The organism is Acidobacteriota bacterium, from assembly GCA_040752675.1.
Classification (GTDB): domain Bacteria; phylum Acidobacteriota; class Polarisedimenticolia; order JBFMGF01; family JBFMGF01; genus JBFMGF01.
Genome location: JBFMGF010000098.1, coordinates 1 through 17938, shown reverse-complemented (window position 1 = coordinate 17938; position 17938 = coordinate 1). Strand labels below are relative to the sequence as shown.

Here is a 17938-nt window from a genome sequence, read left to right as displayed (position 1 = left end):
CAGAGTGCCTGATCACCCCAGAGTGCCTGGGCAACGTATACTGAAGGAGGAGAAATCAACTTAAAGCTATCCTCGGTTTTGATTACTATCGGTGAGGCAGAATTGAATCTGACCGGCTTGTATGGCCCGATCATCAGAATCGCCCTTGGCACATTGAGATACCCTGCGCCCCGTGCAAAAACATCGATGTTTTCGAGCTTATCCGCGGAGGCCATCAATAACGCTTTGATCTGATCGGGTGACAGTAACGGGTTCCTCTGAAGCATCAAGGAGACCGCTCCGGTCACGACGCCGGTTGCCATGCTGGTTCCGCTCAATTCGATATGGTCTTGATCTTTGACGTTCGCCGCGAAATTCACCTCTACATAAGAGCTTTTGGCGAGTGTTGAAACTATGCGATTTCCAGGAGCCACTAGGTCCGGTTTTAGAACTCTGTCTCCTAGCGAAGGGCCTCTTGAGCTGTAAGTCGTTATGTTGTCATCCGCCCTGATTATAGTGTTGAAATCGTTCATCGCTCCTACTGTGATTATATATGGATCGTTCCCCGGGCTATTTATCGTCCAGTAGCCGTTACCTGTTCTTCCTCTGTTTCCAGCAGAAGTGATGACGCTGATCCCTGCCATCCAGGCTTTTTCACAGGCTTGGGTCAGAGGATCGGTGAGATAGGATTCGTAGACCGGATGCCCGAGGGAAAGATTGATCACTCTGATGCCGTACAACTTTGCATTGTCAATAACCCAATCAACAGCTTCGATGACGTTACTCACCCTTCCAGTTCCAGCGCCATCAAGGACTCTGAGCACAACGAACTTCACATCCGGTGCGATCCCATGATAGGTTTCCGTGCGGTTTGAACCTCCGATGATTCCGGCGATATGCGTCCCGTGTCCGAACTCATCGCCGGGAGAGACGCTGCTTTCATTGATCATATCCATGTAAGCCAGAATACGGTCAGGCTGGATGGAGGAACCGGGCTGAAGCCCTGAATCTATCAGTGCAACCGTGACCCCTTTCCCGGTGTATCCCAGATTCGAATAGACCAGATTGGCACCGCTAGCCGGATCGGCAATATCCATGGAGCCGCGAATAATCCTATCAGGTGAAATCGATCTTATTCTGGAGTCTGACTGAAGTTCTTCGATTTCCTTGAGCGACAGGCTGGCGGCAATCCCTCGAACAGCGTTGAACCCTCGTTTAATCTTGCCGCCCTTTTCTTTAATCCTGTCAAAATCGGCGGCTGCAGGGGCATCATTGTACTGGATGATAACCTGCAGCTCCTCGTCTTTGTTCCCCGCCGCCAGCTTCTCCTTCAAATCCGCTGAGATCTTGGGAGAGTCTGCCGCAGGGGAAAAAGATGAGAGAAATACGATTGATAGAGTTAAAATTAATATCTTTCTCATACTGTCCCCCCAAAAAACTATCCTTAATAATGAGCAATGCAGATGCCACGTAAATATTTCCCTATTGCACAGATAATTTCTTATATTCCAATTAATTACGGATGGTATTGGGATAATGGCATTTTTGGATTAGTCAATAAAAATCTCAAATTGAGACTGATATATGGATAGATTTTCTTTGCAACTATTTTAAATATAAGATGTTAGACAGGTGAAAGAAGGAAAAGTTAGAGTCTCACAATGATACTCTGTATAAGACTGCAGCTGATCTTGCTTTACATTTATAGAATGATGAGATTTCAGCGGATTCCATATTCTCTTATCTTTCTGAAAATGGTGGCTCTGCTTATCCCCAGGATCCTTGCCGCTTCCAGCTTGTTCCCTCTCGCTTCACCGAGCGCGGTGACGATCATCTCTTTTTCCTTGTCCCTGATCGAGCCGATTTTTTCCGTAGTTCTTCTTGTTGGTTCCTCCCTCTGATCTTGCTTTGAGTAGCTCGCTGTGATTGTTGCGTAAAGTTCTCTATCAGACTTCAGGACTTTCATGTCGATATAATTTTCAGTCGCAATGAGAGATAACCGGTTGATGGTGTTCTCAAGCTCTCTCACATTCCCCGGCCATCTGTACTTGATGAACAGACTCAGAACCTCGTCATCGATCCTGATCGCTTTCACTCTTTTTTCGATGGCAGCTTTTCCAAGGAAGTGTTCCACGAGCATTGGGATGTCAGTCTTTCTATCTCTGAGCGGCGGGATATTTATCTGGATGACGTTGAGACGGTAGTATAGGTCCTCCCTGAATTTCCCCTCGTCGATCAATCTCTTCAGATCCATGTGAGAGGCGGAGATGATCCTAGGGTTAACCTTGATGATCTTCTTGCTTCCGATCGGACGGATCTCTCCTTCTTGAAGCGCTCTCAGCAACTTGCTCTGCATGGAGAGAGACATATCTCCGATCTCATCGAGGAAGAGCGTCCCATGGCTTGCCAGTTCGAACAATCCCTTCCTGTCGCTAATGGCTCCAGTGAAGGAGCCGCGCACATGGCCGAAGAGCTCGCTCTCGAGGAGAGTTTCCGAGATTGCTGAACAGTTCTCGGAGAGGAAGATATTGTTCCTGCGAGGCCCGTTAAAGTGAATGGCTCTCGCAACGAGTTCCTTGCCGGTGCCGCTTTCGCCGATGATGAGGACGGGAAGCGAACTCTCCATTACCCTCTCGATCATTGAAAAAACTCTCTTCATTTCCTGGCTTTTGCCGATGATATTGTCGAACTTGTAGATCTTATGGGCTACATCCTTGAGCAAGGCGTTTTCAATTTTCAACTTCACGTAGAGCTGGGCTTTTTCAATTGCGATGGCAGCATGGTTGGCCAGGGCTTCGACGAATGCGAGATCATCATGAGTGAAGAAGGGTCCGCTCTTGCGGCTGTCAAGATAGACGGTCCCGATTACTCTCTCTTTGATCTTCATAGGAACGCACATGAGTGAATGAATCTTGTACAGGCTAACGCTCTTTGATTTTTTGAATCTGCTGTCGTTAATGGCATCAAGGGTCAGTATCGATTTCCCGGCGCCGGCCTCCTTCACGATACTCTGGCTGTACCGGCTGGCATCCTTGATTGTCTCCTTTTCAAGATTTCTAGCCACCTTGATGGACATCTCGCCGCTGCTCTCATCTACGAGGATGATCAACCCTCGCTCAGCCTTCACCGTTTCAATGGTCAGGTCCATCAACTTCTCAAGGAGCTCATCGGGATCAAGTATTGAGTTGATCAACTGGACGATCTCATAGAGAGTCGCCAGCATCTTTGCCGGGGGTGCTTTTATTTCACCTGATTGCGTCGGTTCGGTCATGACTTGTCCCTCCTTGTACTGCTCGCTTTGTTCAATAATTTTCTTTCTCTCGGGGTGGTTGAGATAACTTTCCATCAGCTCCTTGCTCTTAAACGTCGAGGAGATGTTGTCCAAAATCTCCCGCGACCTGATAAGATAATCCCGGGCTTTCAATGAGTCTTTTCCATCCAGTGAAATCATGCCAAGATGGTAATTAGCCAGGAGCATCTTCTCCTTCATCTCTTTTTCTTCGGCGATCTTCAGAGCTTCCATAAATGTTTTGCTGGCTTTCTCACTTTCCCTGGCTTCCTTAAGGGCTACCGCATACAGGATCTTTGCCTCGCAGAGCTCCTCCGCATCGAGAAGACTTTTTCCCATCAGCCTGATAATCTCATGATAACTTCGCTTAGTCTTGCTGAAATCCTTTTCCGCATTGCTTGCCTTCATTAAATGCAAAAGCCCTTTGAACCTTATCCTGCTGTTTTTTAGCTGCTCTGAAATCTGAAAAGCTTCCTCAATGAGCGATTTTGCCTCTCCAATATTTTCCTCAAGGATATAGTCTCCCGCCAGGGATAGGAGGCTATATGCTTCCTGCGTCCTATCACCGCATTCCTTGGACAATTCGAATGCCTTTTTATGGAATCTCTTGGAATCCTCAAATCTTCCAATGTGCTGATAGATATCTCCTGTGTTGTTTGAATAGAAAGCCTGACTGCTAATATTTCCCAAGTGCTCAGCAAAATTAATGGCTTCTAATATAGAAGATAATGATCTCTCATAATTTGTTTCCATCTTATATAATTCACTTAAGTTGTGTTTCGTGATTGCCATATTAAATTTATTCCCTGTTTCTTTCTCAATGACAAGGCATCTTTCATAGCATTCAATGGCTTCTTTCCTCATATTCATCTTCTTATAGATAATTCCCAGATTGTTGAAAGAGGCGATCGACATTTTCTTGTGATGATGTTTTTCGCTATCGGCAAGAGCTCTCTTTAGGAAAGCAATGGAATCCTGTATATTGCCGAGGTTAAAATACGTTATTCCAACATTGTTTATGAGATTGATCATGTGGAGGCTATTGCCTAAGCGCTTCCAGAGTGTGAGAGATCTTTGGAAGTAGTCGAGAGCAGGTGCAAATAAACCCATACGCGCGTGAGCTAAGCCTAGATTATTTAGGGCGTTTGCCATCCCTTCCTGGTTCCGTAGCTTTTGGTATAACTGATAAGCTTTTTCAGAAAACTCCTTACCTTTCAGCAAGCTCCTTTCAATGCAATAAGCCCATCCCAATCTCTCCTGAGCAAGGGCAAGATCGCTATCTAAATTTTCTTTATTGCTAAACTGGATGATCTCTCTGTAGATGCTGATACCTTTATCGAAGGCTCCGAGGTCCAGATGCGTTTGAGCGAGATTGAACAGGATGTCAACCTTTTCCCGTTGTGAGTCTTTAGGCAGGAAACAAAGCGCATTGTTGTAATGCTCGATGGCTCTCTCGTGAGCATAGATCCTCCCTGACCTCTCTGCAGCCTTTATGGAGAAGATCAGAGCTTGACGTTTCTCTTCGGCCTGTACGAAATGATAGGCAAGATCTTCGAGGATCGGCTCCTGTTCTTTGCATTCAAGCAACGCATGAGCCACTCTGGAATGGATTCGCGTTCTTTCCACCCCGGCAATAGATTCCAGAATATATTCTCTAATCTGGTTGTGACTGAAAATATAAGCCCGTTCTCCGTCGTTTTCCGCTCTGATGATCTCCCTTCTCATGAGATTGGCAAGGAGATCTTTCATCTCGCCTTCGGTCCATGCAGTGCATTTCGTCAGGAATACAAATGTGGATGGTTTATTGATGATGGCAAGATACTTCAAAAGCTCAATGCTCTTTTCATCGATTCTTGCGATGCGCTTGAGGATCGCATCATGCATCGTCGCAGGTATGCTGATCTGCTTCTTATAGGTAAGCACTTTATCCTGCCAGTCCGATTCAGTCTCGGCTCCCACGTCCTCGGCGATGCTCCTCATGACCTGTTCGATAAAAAATGGGTTCCCATCAGTTTTTCGGAATATCTCGTTGGCCAGGATTGAGACTTCATTCTTCTTCCCGATCATGGCAGAGACGAGTTCGAAGACCTCTTCTCTGTTGAGATGCCTGAGATCTATCCTTTTGGAAGATGCATGGACGCTGCTTTTTGAGAGAAATTTAGCGATGCGTCCAAAACAGGATTCTTCCTTCCTTAAGGTGGCCACAAGGAGAATTCTTTTCCCCCTAGCATTTCTGGTCAGGAATTCGAGCAGGAAGAGGGTGCCCTCATCAGCCCAGTGGAGATCTTCTAAGAATAGGATCAAGGGAAATGCATCAGAGATTTTATAGATGAACCCAGAGATGCTATCCGCCAGCTTCAGTTTCTCTTTTTCAGCATTATCTTTTTGAGATTCAGTTTTAGGGACCCTTTCGCGAGCCACGAGGAAATGATTGATCATTCTCAGATCATCTTTAAAAAGGGATCGTGTATCTTTAAAAGATGTCTGGATGGTATGGGAAAGGGGGAGGGCGTGCTTGATGATATCTACGAAAGGTCCATATGCTGATATCCCACCTTCGTAACAGTATCCCGTGAGAACGTCCAGGCCTCCGAGCTGGCACCGATTTTTAACCTCTCGAAGCAGCCGGCTTTTCCCGATACCGCTTTCACCCTCGATGAGAAGAAGGGTCGGAAGTGGGTTCAGCTCCCTAACTCTCGCATCTTTTATCAGGTCTATATTCCTTAATATTTCATCAAATTCACTGTTCCTTCCGATGAAATCGGCGCTCTTGAAGAAGCCTTCCATGCTTTCCCTGGTTTCCAGTTTCAGAGCGAGCCCGCTCTTCTCATTGATGAAATCAATGATCTTGTACGCTCGATCGAGTCTTCTGGAAGGGTCTTTTTGAAGGAGCAAGGAGATCAGTTCCGGCATAAAGGCAGGGACGTTATCTTTCAACCGTCCCTGGAGCGAGAGTTCTCCGCGAAGATGCCAGTCAATGATATCCGATGGTTCTGAAGCCGGAAATGGATATTTACCAAAACTGATAAGATAAAAGATCATTCCAAGAGAATAAAGATCCGATCTTCCATCGGGAGTCTTCCCTTTTAATATTTCGGGGGCTGCATAAAGAAGGGTTCCTCCTATTTCACTTTGAGCAGCCTCCATTGCGCTTGCAAGCCCGAAATCCATCAATCTAACAGTGAGCTTTTCATTTTCTCTGATTATCAGAATGTTCTCTGGTTTAATGTCGCGATGGATGATTCCCCTCCTGTGAATGTAATCCAGAGCTCTACATATCTGAGCTATGACGTCGAGGAGCTCTTCCTCCCGGAGAGAATCCGAGATTTCGGCAAGGTTTTTCCCATCGATGTATTCCATTGTCAGGAAGAGATCTTCCTTCCCCTTGATCTTCTCCAGGTCGAAGATTCTGACGAGGTTCGGATGGTTGAATTTGGCGAGTGAATCAAATTCTATCTTTAGGGATCGATAGTTCTCCTTGCTGCCAAAGGATGGGTGCAGCTTCTTCAGGGCAAGGATCTTGTCTTTCTTAAGGGTATCTTCCGCAAGGAAGACCGTGCCGGCCCCGCCTTCTCCGATCTTGCGTAGAATCTTATATCTACCATTGAGAATCAAGGCCATGCCCCCATTTACTGTCAGCCTGAATATACCTCAAATCTCATTTTGAGACAACTGAAAAGTCTCAACTTGATACCATTCATTAATCTTTCCAGATGGGGAAAATTATCTTTCCAGTTGGAAACATCTATTTTGAAATTCAGAAAGGGATTCTCTTCCCGCTTATTGACTGGAATCTTATTTATAAGTATTGTTAGAAGCCATCGGAAGCTGGAATGCTGCATCATTCTTGAATCGAGTTTCATATCTGGCGGAAAATATGAATCAGGGTTCAATCAACAAGAGATATCAAGTGCTGGAGGTTCTGGGAAGGAGCGGGATGTCCATTATCTTTAAAGTCTGGGATAGCTCATTCCGTAGAGTCGTGGCTCTCAAGGCTTCGAACAGCTGCGGGAAAAGCTATTCGGAAGAGGTTATTGCACAAGAATATCTCCTTCTTTCCATGTGCAGAGATGATAGGATCGTTCGTGTTCTGAGTTTTGACATCGCTGCACAGGGGAGTGCCCTTTCTCCCGGGACGCTCTTCTTCACCATGGAATATTTAAAGGGCGTAACCATGAATATGAGGAAAGAGCCGAGCTTTGCAAAGATCAAGACGATCCTCCTGCAGGTGCTATCAGCGCTGAATGTGGTGCACTCTAATGGGATCGTTTATGGAGATGTGAAACCACACAATATTATGGTCATTGAGAATGGCGACGGCGAGATCGACATCAAACTTTTCGATTTCGGCCTTGCCATGAAAGAGGGTAGCCAGATGAATGGGAGAGACGTATCCGGGACTCTTGCGTACATGGCGCCGGAGATGTTCCGGAATGCAAGAATTGACAGGCGTGCCGATCTCTATTCCCTTGGTGCTCTCCTGTATGAAATGATAACAGGATACACTCCCTTTCCGGCAAAGGATGCCTTATCCCTAGCCTACGGTCATCTCCTTGAGAATCCTATCAATCCTGCAAGCCTGAACTCTTCCATTCCCGAAAAATATAAGAAACTGATCGTCAGACTTCTTCAGAAGGATCCTGATAGAAGATTTCAATCAGTGGAAGAAATCCTATTTTTCCTGAAAAGTCATGAGGGAACCCTGTGCGAAGCAGAAAGATTCCAGATTTTTGAAAGGATCCTTAAAGATGAAAAAGGCCGGAAGAGGAAATTGTTTAAAGAACTTTGAAAGCCTTCCCCTTCGGCTTCTCTTCCTCTTCCGGCTCATGCGAATTGACTGATACTTTTTCTCTTCTCTATGACTTCTTCCTGAAAGGAAGGATGTTTTCCATATAGCGATGCCCCAGATCTTCCGGTTCCTCCAGCGTATCCTCTTTCAGGATATATTCTTTCCTAAGCTCAGCGATGCTGAGAAGGGCTTCAATCGCCTCGCCATCCTGCGGATAGATTGCGCATCCCATCCTTATCTTGAGAGTTATTCCGTCTTTTCTGGTCTTGCTTGGATCGGAACTCAACTCAAGGAGCGAAGACCTTATTCTCCCGATGATATTGATAACATCCTTGCTCTCGATGGAAGGGATGATGATGATGAACTCATTCAGTCCAAACCTGGCACAGAGATCGCAGCTGCGGACCCTCTTTTTAAGTGACCTAGCTGCTGCGATGAGGATCCTCTTGCCAGCGTGCGTTCCATGCTCGATTTTTATCTTCTCAAAATTGCTAAGCTCAACGCGCAAAAGGACAATCTCCTTGCCTGTTGCTCTTGCCTTGATGGACTCGCTCTCACAGAACATGAAAAGGTAGTCCGCGTTGGGTAGGCCAGTTAGAAGGTCAGTACAGGAATTCTTCTGATCATGGCTGTGAAGAAGAGAATTCTTGAGCGCGGAAGCTATGTACGTAGAAAGAGGCCTAAGGATGTTTAGATGTTCTACAAGATATTCATTGCCCTCATCATCGTAGAGTGCGAGGACGCCTATCTTTTCACCATCGTAAAGGAGCGGAACTGCAAGGGAATTGCGCAGAGAAGCTACATCTGGGATGCTCCAGAGTTCCTCGAGGTCGGACCGCGTCCCGTCTCTGTTGAGAGGATTCCTATGCGATTTTCCGATGTAGGCCAGATTGTGCATGAGAGCCCAGCCGCTCAATTTTTCTCCCATCGCTATTCTCAAATCCCGGAAATGCTCCTTGCATTGGCCGGTTACATACTGGGGAACAAGGACTTTTTCCTGATGATCGAGGGCGAACAGAATGCAGGACTTAAAGTGTATCAACCGCTGCAGCTTCGATGCGATGATAAGGAAAAGCTCCTCTGTATCGAGGGATTGTTCCAGAGTCTGGATTGTCTCATAGATGTCGAAGACTCCTTTGTAGGATTGCTGGGAAGACAACCAGGAAGGAGCTTCTGCCGGACTATTGGAGTCATGGTCTTCAGCATTCCCGTTCAAAACTTTCTCATCCAGGATGGACTGTTGTCCGTTCGACTCCCGGGGAGCTTCATTCAAATCGCCGTAAGAGATGTCAAATTTTTCCAGGTTATCCAGCATGATACGGACGACATCCGGATCAAAGCTCTTTCCGGCTTCCCTGTTCATGTATTCCGTGACTTCCTGCTTAGACAATGCCTTTCTGTAAGGTCGGTCCGTTGTGAGGGCATCATAGCAGTCAACAACCGCTAGGATCCTTGCAGCGAGTGGGATGGCCGCTGCTTTCAATCCCTCGGGATAACCGCTTCCATCGTATCGTTCATGATGGTATCTGACCGTAGGCCCAAGAGGATAGGGGAATTTCACGGTCTCTAAGATATTTGCGCCGATTGCCGGATGAGTGCTCATGATCTTGAACTCATCCGGTGTTAGTTTACCTGGCTTGCTCAGGATGTATTCCGGAACGGCAATCTTTCCGATGTCATGGAGGAGGGAAGCTGCCTTGAGCGCTTCCAGCTCGTTCTTTTCCATCCCCATCTCCTTGGCGATTCCGAGGGCCAGATTCTGGACCCTGCGGAGATGCTTTTCCGTCGTCCGATCCTTAGCATCGATGGCGAATGCGAGCGCCTCGATGATGGAGAGGTAAAGATTGGCCAACTCCTTGTTGTGCATCTTGTCTTTCTCCACCTTGGCAAGATAGATCTTTAAAGAATAGTAAGAGATGTAGATGATGGGCAGCGACAGGAGAAAGATATAGATGTTGAACCTCAGGAGGAGATGGGCGAGTAGCATTGCAACAGACGATCCGACGATGAAATAGTTGATGGCCGTCCAAAGGTAGTTCTCTTTCCAGATGGTCAGGATGCTCTCGGAGCTGGAAAGGGATATGGCAGCTGAGATAAGGAACGTGTTGATCACATAGAAGGAGAAGGTATAGAAAAGAACGGAGCGGAGGTCGCCGGGAACAGATATTATTCCAGGTGTCCCTCCCATCAAAATGAAGATATTGGCGGCTCCGGCCGACGTAAGGGCTGTGGCGAAAATGTTGAAGAGTATCCTGTAAGGAGGATTCTTCTTTTTGACGTTGAAGAGACAGGCAGTAAGAGAGCTGATGATACTGGCTAATATTGATTCTGTGATTCCGAAGACAAGGAGCGTTACAAATACGAAGATGTAGGCGATGGAGAGTGTTCCGAAGTAGGGAAGGGAGACTTTGAAGACACCAGCTGCCGCCGTTAGAGCGAGAAAAAATAAAAGCTCCTGGTTGAAGTCGGGTGGGAAGTTCAAATAATTCAGGCAGGAAAGGAAAATTCCTGCAGCAATGACAAGGATGATGTATGCTTTCGTCCATGTCGATAATTTGTTCATCTTCTCCATTCCCTGGAAAAAGGAGTATGCGCCCTAGCGATCCTTACTGGATCATTGTACTTTCTTACTTCTCGCTGGAGTTCCATGCGTTCTGATAGTTGAGCAGAGCGCTGCTACCCCAGACTGTAAGATCGCCGTCGATGATATCTTCACCCCAGCTGATTTCATCTCCCCAAATCCAATGTTCTTCCCAGAAGCCACCGGAACCCCAGTTGATCTCTTCAACGCTGACACCCGTAGTTGTCTGCAACACTCTGGGAGATTTGCTTGATACTGCCACTCCAGATTCAAGGAGAGCCGAAACGATGTTGAGATATCCCGCTCCTCTCGTGTAGATATCAGCATGGAAGGCTTTATCGGCACTTTTCATGAGCCTTGCCTTAACCGTGGATGGAGTCAGTGAGGGCTCCTTCTCGATCATCAATGCCGCTGTCCCGCTGACGATGGCTGCTGCCACACTTGTCCCGTTCAATTGGAAGTATGGATATGATATGCCATCGAGCGAGACGCGGTTGGCAGGATATGTCGTATCGAGATAGGAACCGGAAGCCCTGACGGAAAATACAGAAGTTCCGGGAGCCATAATATCCGGTTTTAAAATGTAGTCCTGCAGCGCCGGTCCTTTTGAACTGAAAGACGGGAGGATATCATCGCTCCGACTGGTAGAATCGAGGTCGTCGGTTGCTCCTGCTGTCAGGACGAACGGGTCGTTTCCCGGGCTGCCGATGGTGCCATATCCATGTTGATCTTCCCCGTGGTTGCCAGCAGCGACTACGGCAACAAGACCTGAATTCCAGGCTTTCTCGCATGCCAGGGTAAGCGGATCAGTTGTGCATGATTCGTAGATAGGATGAGATAGCGAAAGGTTCAAGATCCTGATGTTGAACATGCCTGCATGTTCAACGCACCACTGAATCCCCTCGATGACTGAACTCACTTTGCCTCTACCCATGGAATCGAGCACTTTCACAGAGGCGATGCTGGCTTCAGGAGCTATCCCGGTCAGGATGATATTCCCGGATTGATCAAGATGCGTTTTCATCCCTATGATCCCGGAGACGTAACTGCCGTGACCGTAATAATCAAACCCGAGTTGAGTTCCCTCGTTGACGAAGTCGATGTTTGCGACGACCCGGCTCCTTCCATCCGAAGTCGTCAATTCTTCTTTACTTGGTACGATCCCAGAATCGAGAACGGCAACTGTGACCCCTCTTCCCGTCAGATTGTAATAAGTTATAGAGCTATTAGAGCCCACTGTAGGCGACGCGATGTTAAGGCAGGCATGGACTTCCCGATCGGGAGAGACCCGCTTTACGCGCGTTGACTGGGCCAATTCCGATATCCTGTCTGCACTGATCTCCGCATTCAGGGCGTCGATCAGAGGAAGTTCTTTTAGAAGAGTGGCTCCAAGCAAGCCTAGTTGGGTGAAATCCTGGCTTTGAGGCTCACCATCATATTGGATGATGACGCTGAGACGCGTATCTGCCGGAACAGAGGCCATTTTTTCCAGGAGATCCTGCGCGATCTTCGCATCATTTTCCGCAAAGAAGCTCCCACCCATCATCAAGAGAACACATATAAGAAAGATCAAGAGGAAGGAAGCGATAAAAACTATTTGCTTTTTTCTTTGGATTTTTTTCATTGCAATCTCCTATTAATTGCATATATTCATATTTTATTTTTTAAATATAATATAATTGATTTAAATATATATTTCAAGAAAATAAATATAAAATAATCTAAATATAAATATCCAATTACAATAATGTAAATATGTAATTTTAATGAAATTATAAAGCGCTTTTTGCGGTGCTATACAGCAAGAGATTTTTTCGCTTTTAAAAATTCATATCTTTGATTATAATTTCAAATATACAAAAAGGATTTTTTGCATACGGAGAGAAACGGATGGAATACAAATCGAACATTCAGATAGCAAGAAGGATTTATAGAAGCTTCAAGACGCCCTCTGATAGGAATCCGAAGACGGACCCCATACTTGCCTTTCACTTTAAGGGGAAGAGCGACTACATAATCTTCCGGTGCAACCGCAAACCAGAGATATCGATTAAGGGAAAAGATCAAACGGCAGGTGAAGTCAAGTTTTTTGCCTATAGCGACTTTGCTGAGTTCAGGGAGGAGGATGTCCTCTTCAAACTGAAGGATGAGATCATGCTCATCGAGCTCTACAAGAAGGGAGCCATCGAGGGAAAGAGGTTCCGCTCTTGGCAGGAGTTCGTGAAATGGCTGGATGGCTTGCAGGAGGAAGGTGTTCCGATATCCCTTAAACTTCCTTACCTCGTCTACCAGTCCGTCAAAAACAAGAAGCCTTCCATGCAGAATTTTATCGTTGAGTCTATCAAGAAGAATTTGAAAGAAGAATGAGGAGCATCATTTATGGAAGATCTAAAACTCTACTTGGTCAGCCACATGGGAGGGTTGCCCTGTTTCCGACTCGTGGTGGCCAAAAGTAAGGAAGAAGCCTTTCTGGATTGCTACAACCGGGAGAAAAATGAAGATATCAGCAGCAGATCGAGCTGCCTGATCGAGGAAGTAAAAGTGGATGGCTATGAGATCATAATCAGGAAGGTGCCCTGAATCGGAACTCCATGCTGATCACGGATTCCGGTAGAACTCTTCCCACGCATGGATCTTTTTGATGAGCTCCTCATGGCGCTCTCTCCATTCCCTGCTCTCTGGTGCTTTCTCAATCGCTTCCAGCGCTCTGTCGATTAGTTTCTGATAGGCCTCACCGAGAGACTTTCCATGAAATTTTTCACCGTCTGGCATGTGAAAAGCCATTCCTTCCTTTCTCAGCAATTCACGGAAATCTTTGCTAAGAGGATCGATCGTCCTGAGAAGTTTCTTCCCGACCCTCTCCTCTATCTGGAGGATTTGTCCATCGCCGCGTAACCGCACGATGTAACTCTTGTACAAGGCGGATGAAGGGATGTCGAGAGTCGTCGTTTGATTGACTTTTTCTGTTTTCATGGGAAAAACCTAAGACCCTAAGTTACTAAAAACGGGGAAGCTTTCTCAAACATAGTATTTCTCGGTTTCCCCATCGCTGAAATAGACCGCTTCGTAAGCCACGACCGTGTTCTTTCCTTTCGCCTTGGCCTGGTAGAGCGCTTGGTCCGCGTGGCTGATGAGATCGGTGCTGCTCCTGCCGTCCTCCGGGAATGAGGAGAGACCGCCACTGATAGTCATCTTCCCGCCAGGGAGTGTCTCTTGGTTCGGGAAGTGGTAGTCCTCGAACATCTTCCGTATTTTCTCCGCGACGATAATGGCTCCCATTTTCGGAGTGTTTGGGAGAGCCACGATGAATTCCTCACCTCCGTATCTCGCGACGAGGTCGTCCTCACGAACCACTTCCCTGAGGAGCCTCCCGATTACCTTCAGAGCTTCGTCACCGGCGAGGTGCCCGTTGCCGTCGTTGTAAGCCTTAAAGAAGTCGATGTCGAAGATGAAGATGGAGATCTGCGTCCCTTCCTTCTCCGCCTTGTTGATCTCGAAACCGAGCCTTTGCATGAAGTATTTTCGGTTCATCAGCTTTGTCAGACCGTCATGGTTGGCGGCGATCTGAATGCTGTTGAAGAGCCTGGCGTTGTAAATAGCGATGGAGCCGAGATCTGCTATCATCTTGATGATAATCTTTTGCTCTCTCATGTGGGTCGGCAAGCCGCCGAGACTAATCACCCCCAGAGTCTCTCCCTCGTGAATCATTGGGGCGATCAGGTCACATCGAAATCCGTGATGCTCGTTCTGAATGCTTGCTTTCTCCAGCCTCACGTCGCTCTGAAAATCTATGGCATCCATTGTTATCTGTCTCTGGGCGACCCATCCGATCTTTCCTTGACCAAGCTTGATCACCATCCCCTTTCCATCCTTGGACTCGAACCCTTTGGCAGCTTTTAAGGAGAGTTCCTCGGTCCTGGAATCGAAGAAGAATATAAGGATTTGCTGCGGGTTGAAGATATGATCGGCGAGCTTCAGGAGGAGGGGGGCAATATTCCTTCGGTCAAGATTGGAGTTGATCTGTCGGGCGAATTCAGGCAGGAAGACGAAGATGCCGGAAAGGCTCTTGTTCTCGACTTTCAACTTGCTGACCGTCTCCATCACCTCTTTGAAAACATTATCGTTCTGACGTATCTCGTCCTGATACCTCTGGACCTCATCGGAACGCCGGCGCATCTGGATCTTCATTCCCAGGATGTAGAAGAGAATGCCGACGATGAAGCATCCCAGTATGAAGAAGAGGATCGTTACGATTGTCGATTGATCAATAGCCATCACGTATCAATTTTATTCTAAGCAAGCGGTATCATTCAAATAAAATTATTCATTGATTTAATATGAGGCAATGGTAACCAATTTTCAAGTTTGGAGCGTTGGCATTGCAGTGTTCCTGTGAAAGCGTTTGTTGACATGCTCCGATGACAGAGTTTAAAATCTGGATATGCTGAAAATCAACGAGCTCTTTCTTGGTATTCAGGGCGAGTCCACTTATGCTGGATGCCTCTGCATCATTCTGAGATTAACCGGATGCCATCTGCAGTGTGCCTACTGCGATTCACAGTTCGCCTTTTTCGAAGGTGAAGAACGAACAGTCGAACAGGTCTTCGATGAGATCCAACTAATGGGATGCAAGCTCATCTGTATCACGGGAGGGGAACCTCTTCTTCAAAAGGATCTCCCTACGCTCGTTAACCTTCTTATAAATAATGGTTACACAGTTCTGCTGGAGACGAGCGGTTCACTTTCCGTTGAGAAGATTCCACGCGAGGTAATCAAGATCATGGACCTGAAGACTCCCGGGAGCGGCATGGAAGCGAACAATCTCTATCGGAACATCGGATATCTGGGTGAACATGATGAAGTGAAGTTCGTTCTATCTTCGAGAGAAGATTACGTCTGGGCTAAGCGGAAGATTCATGAATATGACTTGGAAAAGAAATGCAAAGTTCTGTTATCGCCTGTATTGGGAAGACTCGATCCGTCGCTTCTCGCGCAATGGATCATCGAGGATAAGGTCGATGCTAGGCTTCAGATTCAGATTCATAAAATCATCTGGCCCGGCCGGGAAAGTGGCATTTAGCTCAGTTTTTAAACTTTGAAGACGTCGGGTTAATAAATAGGGTTAATGAAGAAGAAAGCGATAGTCTTATTAAGCGGAGGGATGGATTCGGCGACGACGATGGCTATGGCTCGCTCGCGTGGATTCGAACTTTATGCCCTCTCCTTCGATTATGGCCAGAAGAACCATTTCGAAATAAAGCAGGCTAAGAAGATAGCCAGACATTTCGGTGCAAGGAAACATCTTATACTTGACGTAGATATCAGGAAGATTGGAGGGTCAGCGCTTACCTCTTCCATTCCGATTCCCAGAAAAAGGAGTGACAAAGACAGGTCGAGGGGAATACCGCTTACCTATGTGCCCGCGCGCAATACCCTCTTTCTTTCATTTGCCCTTGCATGGGGGGAAACATTACCAGCGAAAGATATCTTCATTGGGGTCAACTATCTCGATTCCAGCGGATACCCGGATTGCAGGCCGGAGTACATAAGATCCTTTGAAAACATGGCCCGCCTCGCCACCAGGATGGGGACGGAAGGGAAGCAAAGGATCAGGATACACACGCCTCTGATCCGGATGAAGAAAAGAGAAATAATCAAGGCCGGAGCCAGACTCGGCGTAGATTTCAGCATGACCTCTTCCTGTTATGAACCTTCATCTAAAGGGATGGCCTGCGGCTTCTGTGATTCATGCCTTCTCCGGCTCAAAGGGTTCCGGGAGGCAGGGCTGAAGGACCCCATCCAGTATATACGCCAGAAATGACCGGCAGAAAGATGAGTGTGATATGAACATCGAAGACTCCATAGCAAAAGGGGAGAGCCAGTTGCTCTCGTTCATCTCTTCCTACAAGCCAGGGAAATCGAGAAAATCCTGGAAGTTCCGGCTCAAAAAGAGCGCAGAATTGTGTGAAGAGATCGCCGAATCGCTCTGCGGCATGGCAAACTCAGAAGGAGGAACCGTCTTGGTGGGTGTTGAGAAAGATGGAGATGTCGTGGGAGTAAACTATTCGGAAGATAAGATCGTCAATATCTTTGACCATTCCGAGAAGTTTTTGATCCCACGGCAGGAAGTGAGATTTGCAATCGAGGAGTCGCGCGGGAAGCGGTTCCTCAAGATCGAAGTCGAAAAATCGCCTGTTCCGGTAAAACTTCAGGACGGGAGATATCTAATCAGATTCTGGAAGAAGAATTACCCCGTCACGGCTTCCGATCTCCTCTCGCTCAGAAAAGGGAAGATGAAAGTCTTCCATGAAAGGGAATTCATCGAAGAAGCCGCTCTGTCGGACCTGGACTATCCCCTTATTGAGAGATTATGTACGAGGGTCGGATGGAAGGAAGATCCCGTAAAACTTCTGCACGACCGGTATCGGCTTATCGATTTCAAAGGTGAGAAGGCCATGGTCACGAGAGCTGCCATGCTCCTCTTTGCCACAGACCAGCAGAGATGGAACCCCGGCGGCGGGATCGACTTCATGAAGTTCATCTCCCATGCAGCCACGGTGGGGAAAAGGGAAAGCGTTGCCGAAAGGATGAGGATCAACCTGCCGATTCTTAACCTCATCGATGCCTCTTTCGAAAAGTTGAAGATGCACATCAAGGAGAGAGAGAAGTTCCATGACCTGTTCATGGTGGAGAAATACGAGTATCCGACATCTGCCTGGCAGGAGGCGCTCCTCAACGCCATCGCTCATCGTGATTATTCCATCCATGGCTCGCCGATCGAGGTCCGGGTGTATGAAGACCGGTTGGAGATCAGAAGCCCGGGCCTACTCCCTGAGCCCTATTCCCTCTCTGAGATTGCAGCGGGGGAGAGGAGTCACCTTTCGAGGAATCCGGTTATCGCGACAGTTCTTTCCGATTGTGGTTACATCGGAGAGAGAGGAGGTGGTATCAGGAGAATCCACGAGGACATGGAAGACAACAACCTGGCCTCGCCCGAGTTCAAAGAGGAAGGGTTCATGTTCTGCATCACACTGAAGAATACGCCTGTCTTCGATGAGAAGACGCAAGAATGGCTGCAGAGGTTCTCTTCCTATAAACTGAACAACCGGCAGAAGAGGGTGCTAGCGTGGGCTTACAACCATGGTAATCGCTTCAGCAACAGAGATTACCAGACTCTCGGCAAGGTGGACAGGGACATCGCATACCGCGAAATCCTCGATATGGAGAGAATGAAGATCGTCGCTCCATCTGCCCACGGCAAATACCGCATCTCCGAAACGAAGCCTTAAACTTCTTAACA

Annotated in this window: 12 protein-coding genes; 6 read left to right on the top strand and 6 right to left on the bottom strand. The window is 47.2% G+C overall.

Features of this window, described 5'->3' with window-relative positions; all coding sequences use genetic code 11:
• Together AB1756_08900 and AB1756_08895 are read right to left on the bottom strand one after the other, a co-directional pair.
• A partial coding sequence (locus tag AB1756_08900) for a S8 family peptidase (protein MEW5807447.1) occupies positions 1–1400 on the bottom strand: 1400 nt, incomplete at its 3' end.
• Between the two features lie 299 nt (positions 1401–1699).
• Complete coding sequence (locus tag AB1756_08895; protein ID MEW5807446.1) at positions 1700–6889, bottom strand: sigma 54-interacting transcriptional regulator; 5190 nt, start codon at positions 6887–6889, stop codon at positions 1700–1702.
• A 256-nt stretch (positions 6890–7145) separates the two neighbouring features.
• Here AB1756_08895 and AB1756_08890 point away from each other — a divergent pair, with 256 nt between their 5' ends.
• Positions 7146–8057: a serine/threonine-protein kinase gene (locus AB1756_08890; protein MEW5807445.1), complete on the top strand. Its 912-nt coding sequence runs from the start codon at positions 7146–7148 to the stop codon at positions 8055–8057.
• A 67-nt stretch (positions 8058–8124) separates the two neighbouring features.
• Here the strand turns inward: AB1756_08890 and AB1756_08885 are convergent, their stop codons facing one another.
• Both AB1756_08885 and AB1756_08880 read right to left on the bottom strand, forming a co-directional pair.
• Positions 8125–10620, bottom strand: a complete 2496-nt coding sequence (locus AB1756_08885) for an HD domain-containing phosphohydrolase (protein MEW5807444.1) — start codon at positions 10618–10620, stop codon at positions 8125–8127.
• A 64-nt stretch (positions 10621–10684) separates the two neighbouring features.
• On the bottom strand, positions 10685–12262 hold the full coding sequence (locus tag AB1756_08880) for a S8 family peptidase (protein ID MEW5807443.1): 1578 nt from the start codon (positions 12260–12262) through the stop codon (positions 10685–10687).
• Positions 12263–12528: 266 nt separating this feature from the next.
• On the opposite strand from AB1756_08880, the gene AB1756_08875 reads away from it, so the two are divergent.
• Together AB1756_08875 and AB1756_08870 are read left to right on the top strand one after the other, a co-directional pair.
• Positions 12529–13005 (top strand): hypothetical protein, encoded by a 477-nt coding sequence (locus AB1756_08875; protein ID MEW5807442.1) that lies wholly within the window; start codon positions 12529–12531, stop codon positions 13003–13005.
• A gap of 12 nt (positions 13006–13017) precedes the next feature.
• Positions 13018–13218, top strand: coding sequence for a hypothetical protein (locus AB1756_08870; protein ID MEW5807441.1), 201 nt, complete (start codon positions 13018–13020; stop codon positions 13216–13218).
• An 18-nt stretch (positions 13219–13236) separates the two neighbouring features.
• Here AB1756_08870 and AB1756_08865 read toward each other — a convergent pair whose 3' ends face one another.
• Together AB1756_08865 and AB1756_08860 are read right to left on the bottom strand one after the other, a co-directional pair.
• A complete protein-coding gene (locus tag AB1756_08865) occupies positions 13237–13611 on the bottom strand; it encodes a hypothetical protein (protein MEW5807440.1) in 375 nt (124 codons plus the stop codon).
• A gap of 45 nt (positions 13612–13656) precedes the next feature.
• The gene (locus AB1756_08860; GenBank protein ID MEW5807439.1) at positions 13657–14913 is read right to left on the bottom strand and encodes a sensor domain-containing diguanylate cyclase; all 1257 of its coding nucleotides are present in this window, start codon (positions 14911–14913) and stop codon (positions 13657–13659) included.
• A 166-nt stretch (positions 14914–15079) separates the two neighbouring features.
• Here AB1756_08860 and AB1756_08855 point away from each other — a divergent pair, with 166 nt between their 5' ends.
• The 3 genes from AB1756_08855 to AB1756_08845 are packed head-to-tail and all read left to right on the top strand — an operon-like array spanning position 15080 to position 17927.
• Positions 15080–15718, top strand: a complete 639-nt coding sequence (locus AB1756_08855) for a radical SAM protein (GenBank protein MEW5807438.1) — start codon at positions 15080–15082, stop codon at positions 15716–15718.
• A gap of 45 nt (positions 15719–15763) precedes the next feature.
• A complete protein-coding gene (queC, locus tag AB1756_08850) occupies positions 15764–16459 on the top strand; it encodes a 7-cyano-7-deazaguanine synthase QueC (protein MEW5807437.1) in 696 nt (231 codons plus the stop codon).
• Positions 16460–16481: 22 nt separating this feature from the next.
• Positions 16482–17927, top strand: a complete 1446-nt coding sequence (locus AB1756_08845) for an ATP-binding protein (protein MEW5807436.1) — start codon at positions 16482–16484, stop codon at positions 17925–17927.
• Positions 17928–17938: the final 11 nt, after the last annotated feature.

Excerpts from the sequence above, each read along its gene's own strand:
- AB1756_08895 (MEW5807446.1), bottom strand. The coding sequence starts at position 6,889 with ATGGCCTTGATTCTCAATGGTAGATATAAGATTCTACGCAAGATCGGA.
- AB1756_08890 (MEW5807445.1), top strand. The coding sequence starts at position 7,146 with ATGAATCAGGGTTCAATCAACAAGAGATATCAAGTGCTGGAGGTTCTG.
- AB1756_08885 (MEW5807444.1), bottom strand. The coding sequence starts at position 10,620 with ATGAACAAATTATCGACATGGACGAAAGCATACATCATCCTTGTCATT.
- AB1756_08880 (MEW5807443.1), bottom strand. The coding sequence starts at position 12,262 with ATGAAAAAAATCCAAAGAAAAAAGCAAATAGTTTTTATCGCTTCCTTC.
- AB1756_08875 (MEW5807442.1), top strand. The coding sequence starts at position 12,529 with ATGGAATACAAATCGAACATTCAGATAGCAAGAAGGATTTATAGAAGC.
- AB1756_08870 (MEW5807441.1), top strand. The coding sequence starts at position 13,018 with ATGGAAGATCTAAAACTCTACTTGGTCAGCCACATGGGAGGGTTGCCC.
- AB1756_08865 (MEW5807440.1), bottom strand. The coding sequence starts at position 13,611 with ATGAAAACAGAAAAAGTCAATCAAACGACGACTCTCGACATCCCTTCA.
- AB1756_08860 (MEW5807439.1), bottom strand. The coding sequence starts at position 14,913 with ATGGCTATTGATCAATCGACAATCGTAACGATCCTCTTCTTCATACTG.
- AB1756_08855 (MEW5807438.1), top strand. The coding sequence starts at position 15,080 with ATGCTGAAAATCAACGAGCTCTTTCTTGGTATTCAGGGCGAGTCCACT.
- queC (MEW5807437.1), top strand. The coding sequence starts at position 15,764 with ATGAAGAAGAAAGCGATAGTCTTATTAAGCGGAGGGATGGATTCGGCG.
- AB1756_08845 (MEW5807436.1), top strand. The coding sequence starts at position 16,482 with ATGAACATCGAAGACTCCATAGCAAAAGGGGAGAGCCAGTTGCTCTCG.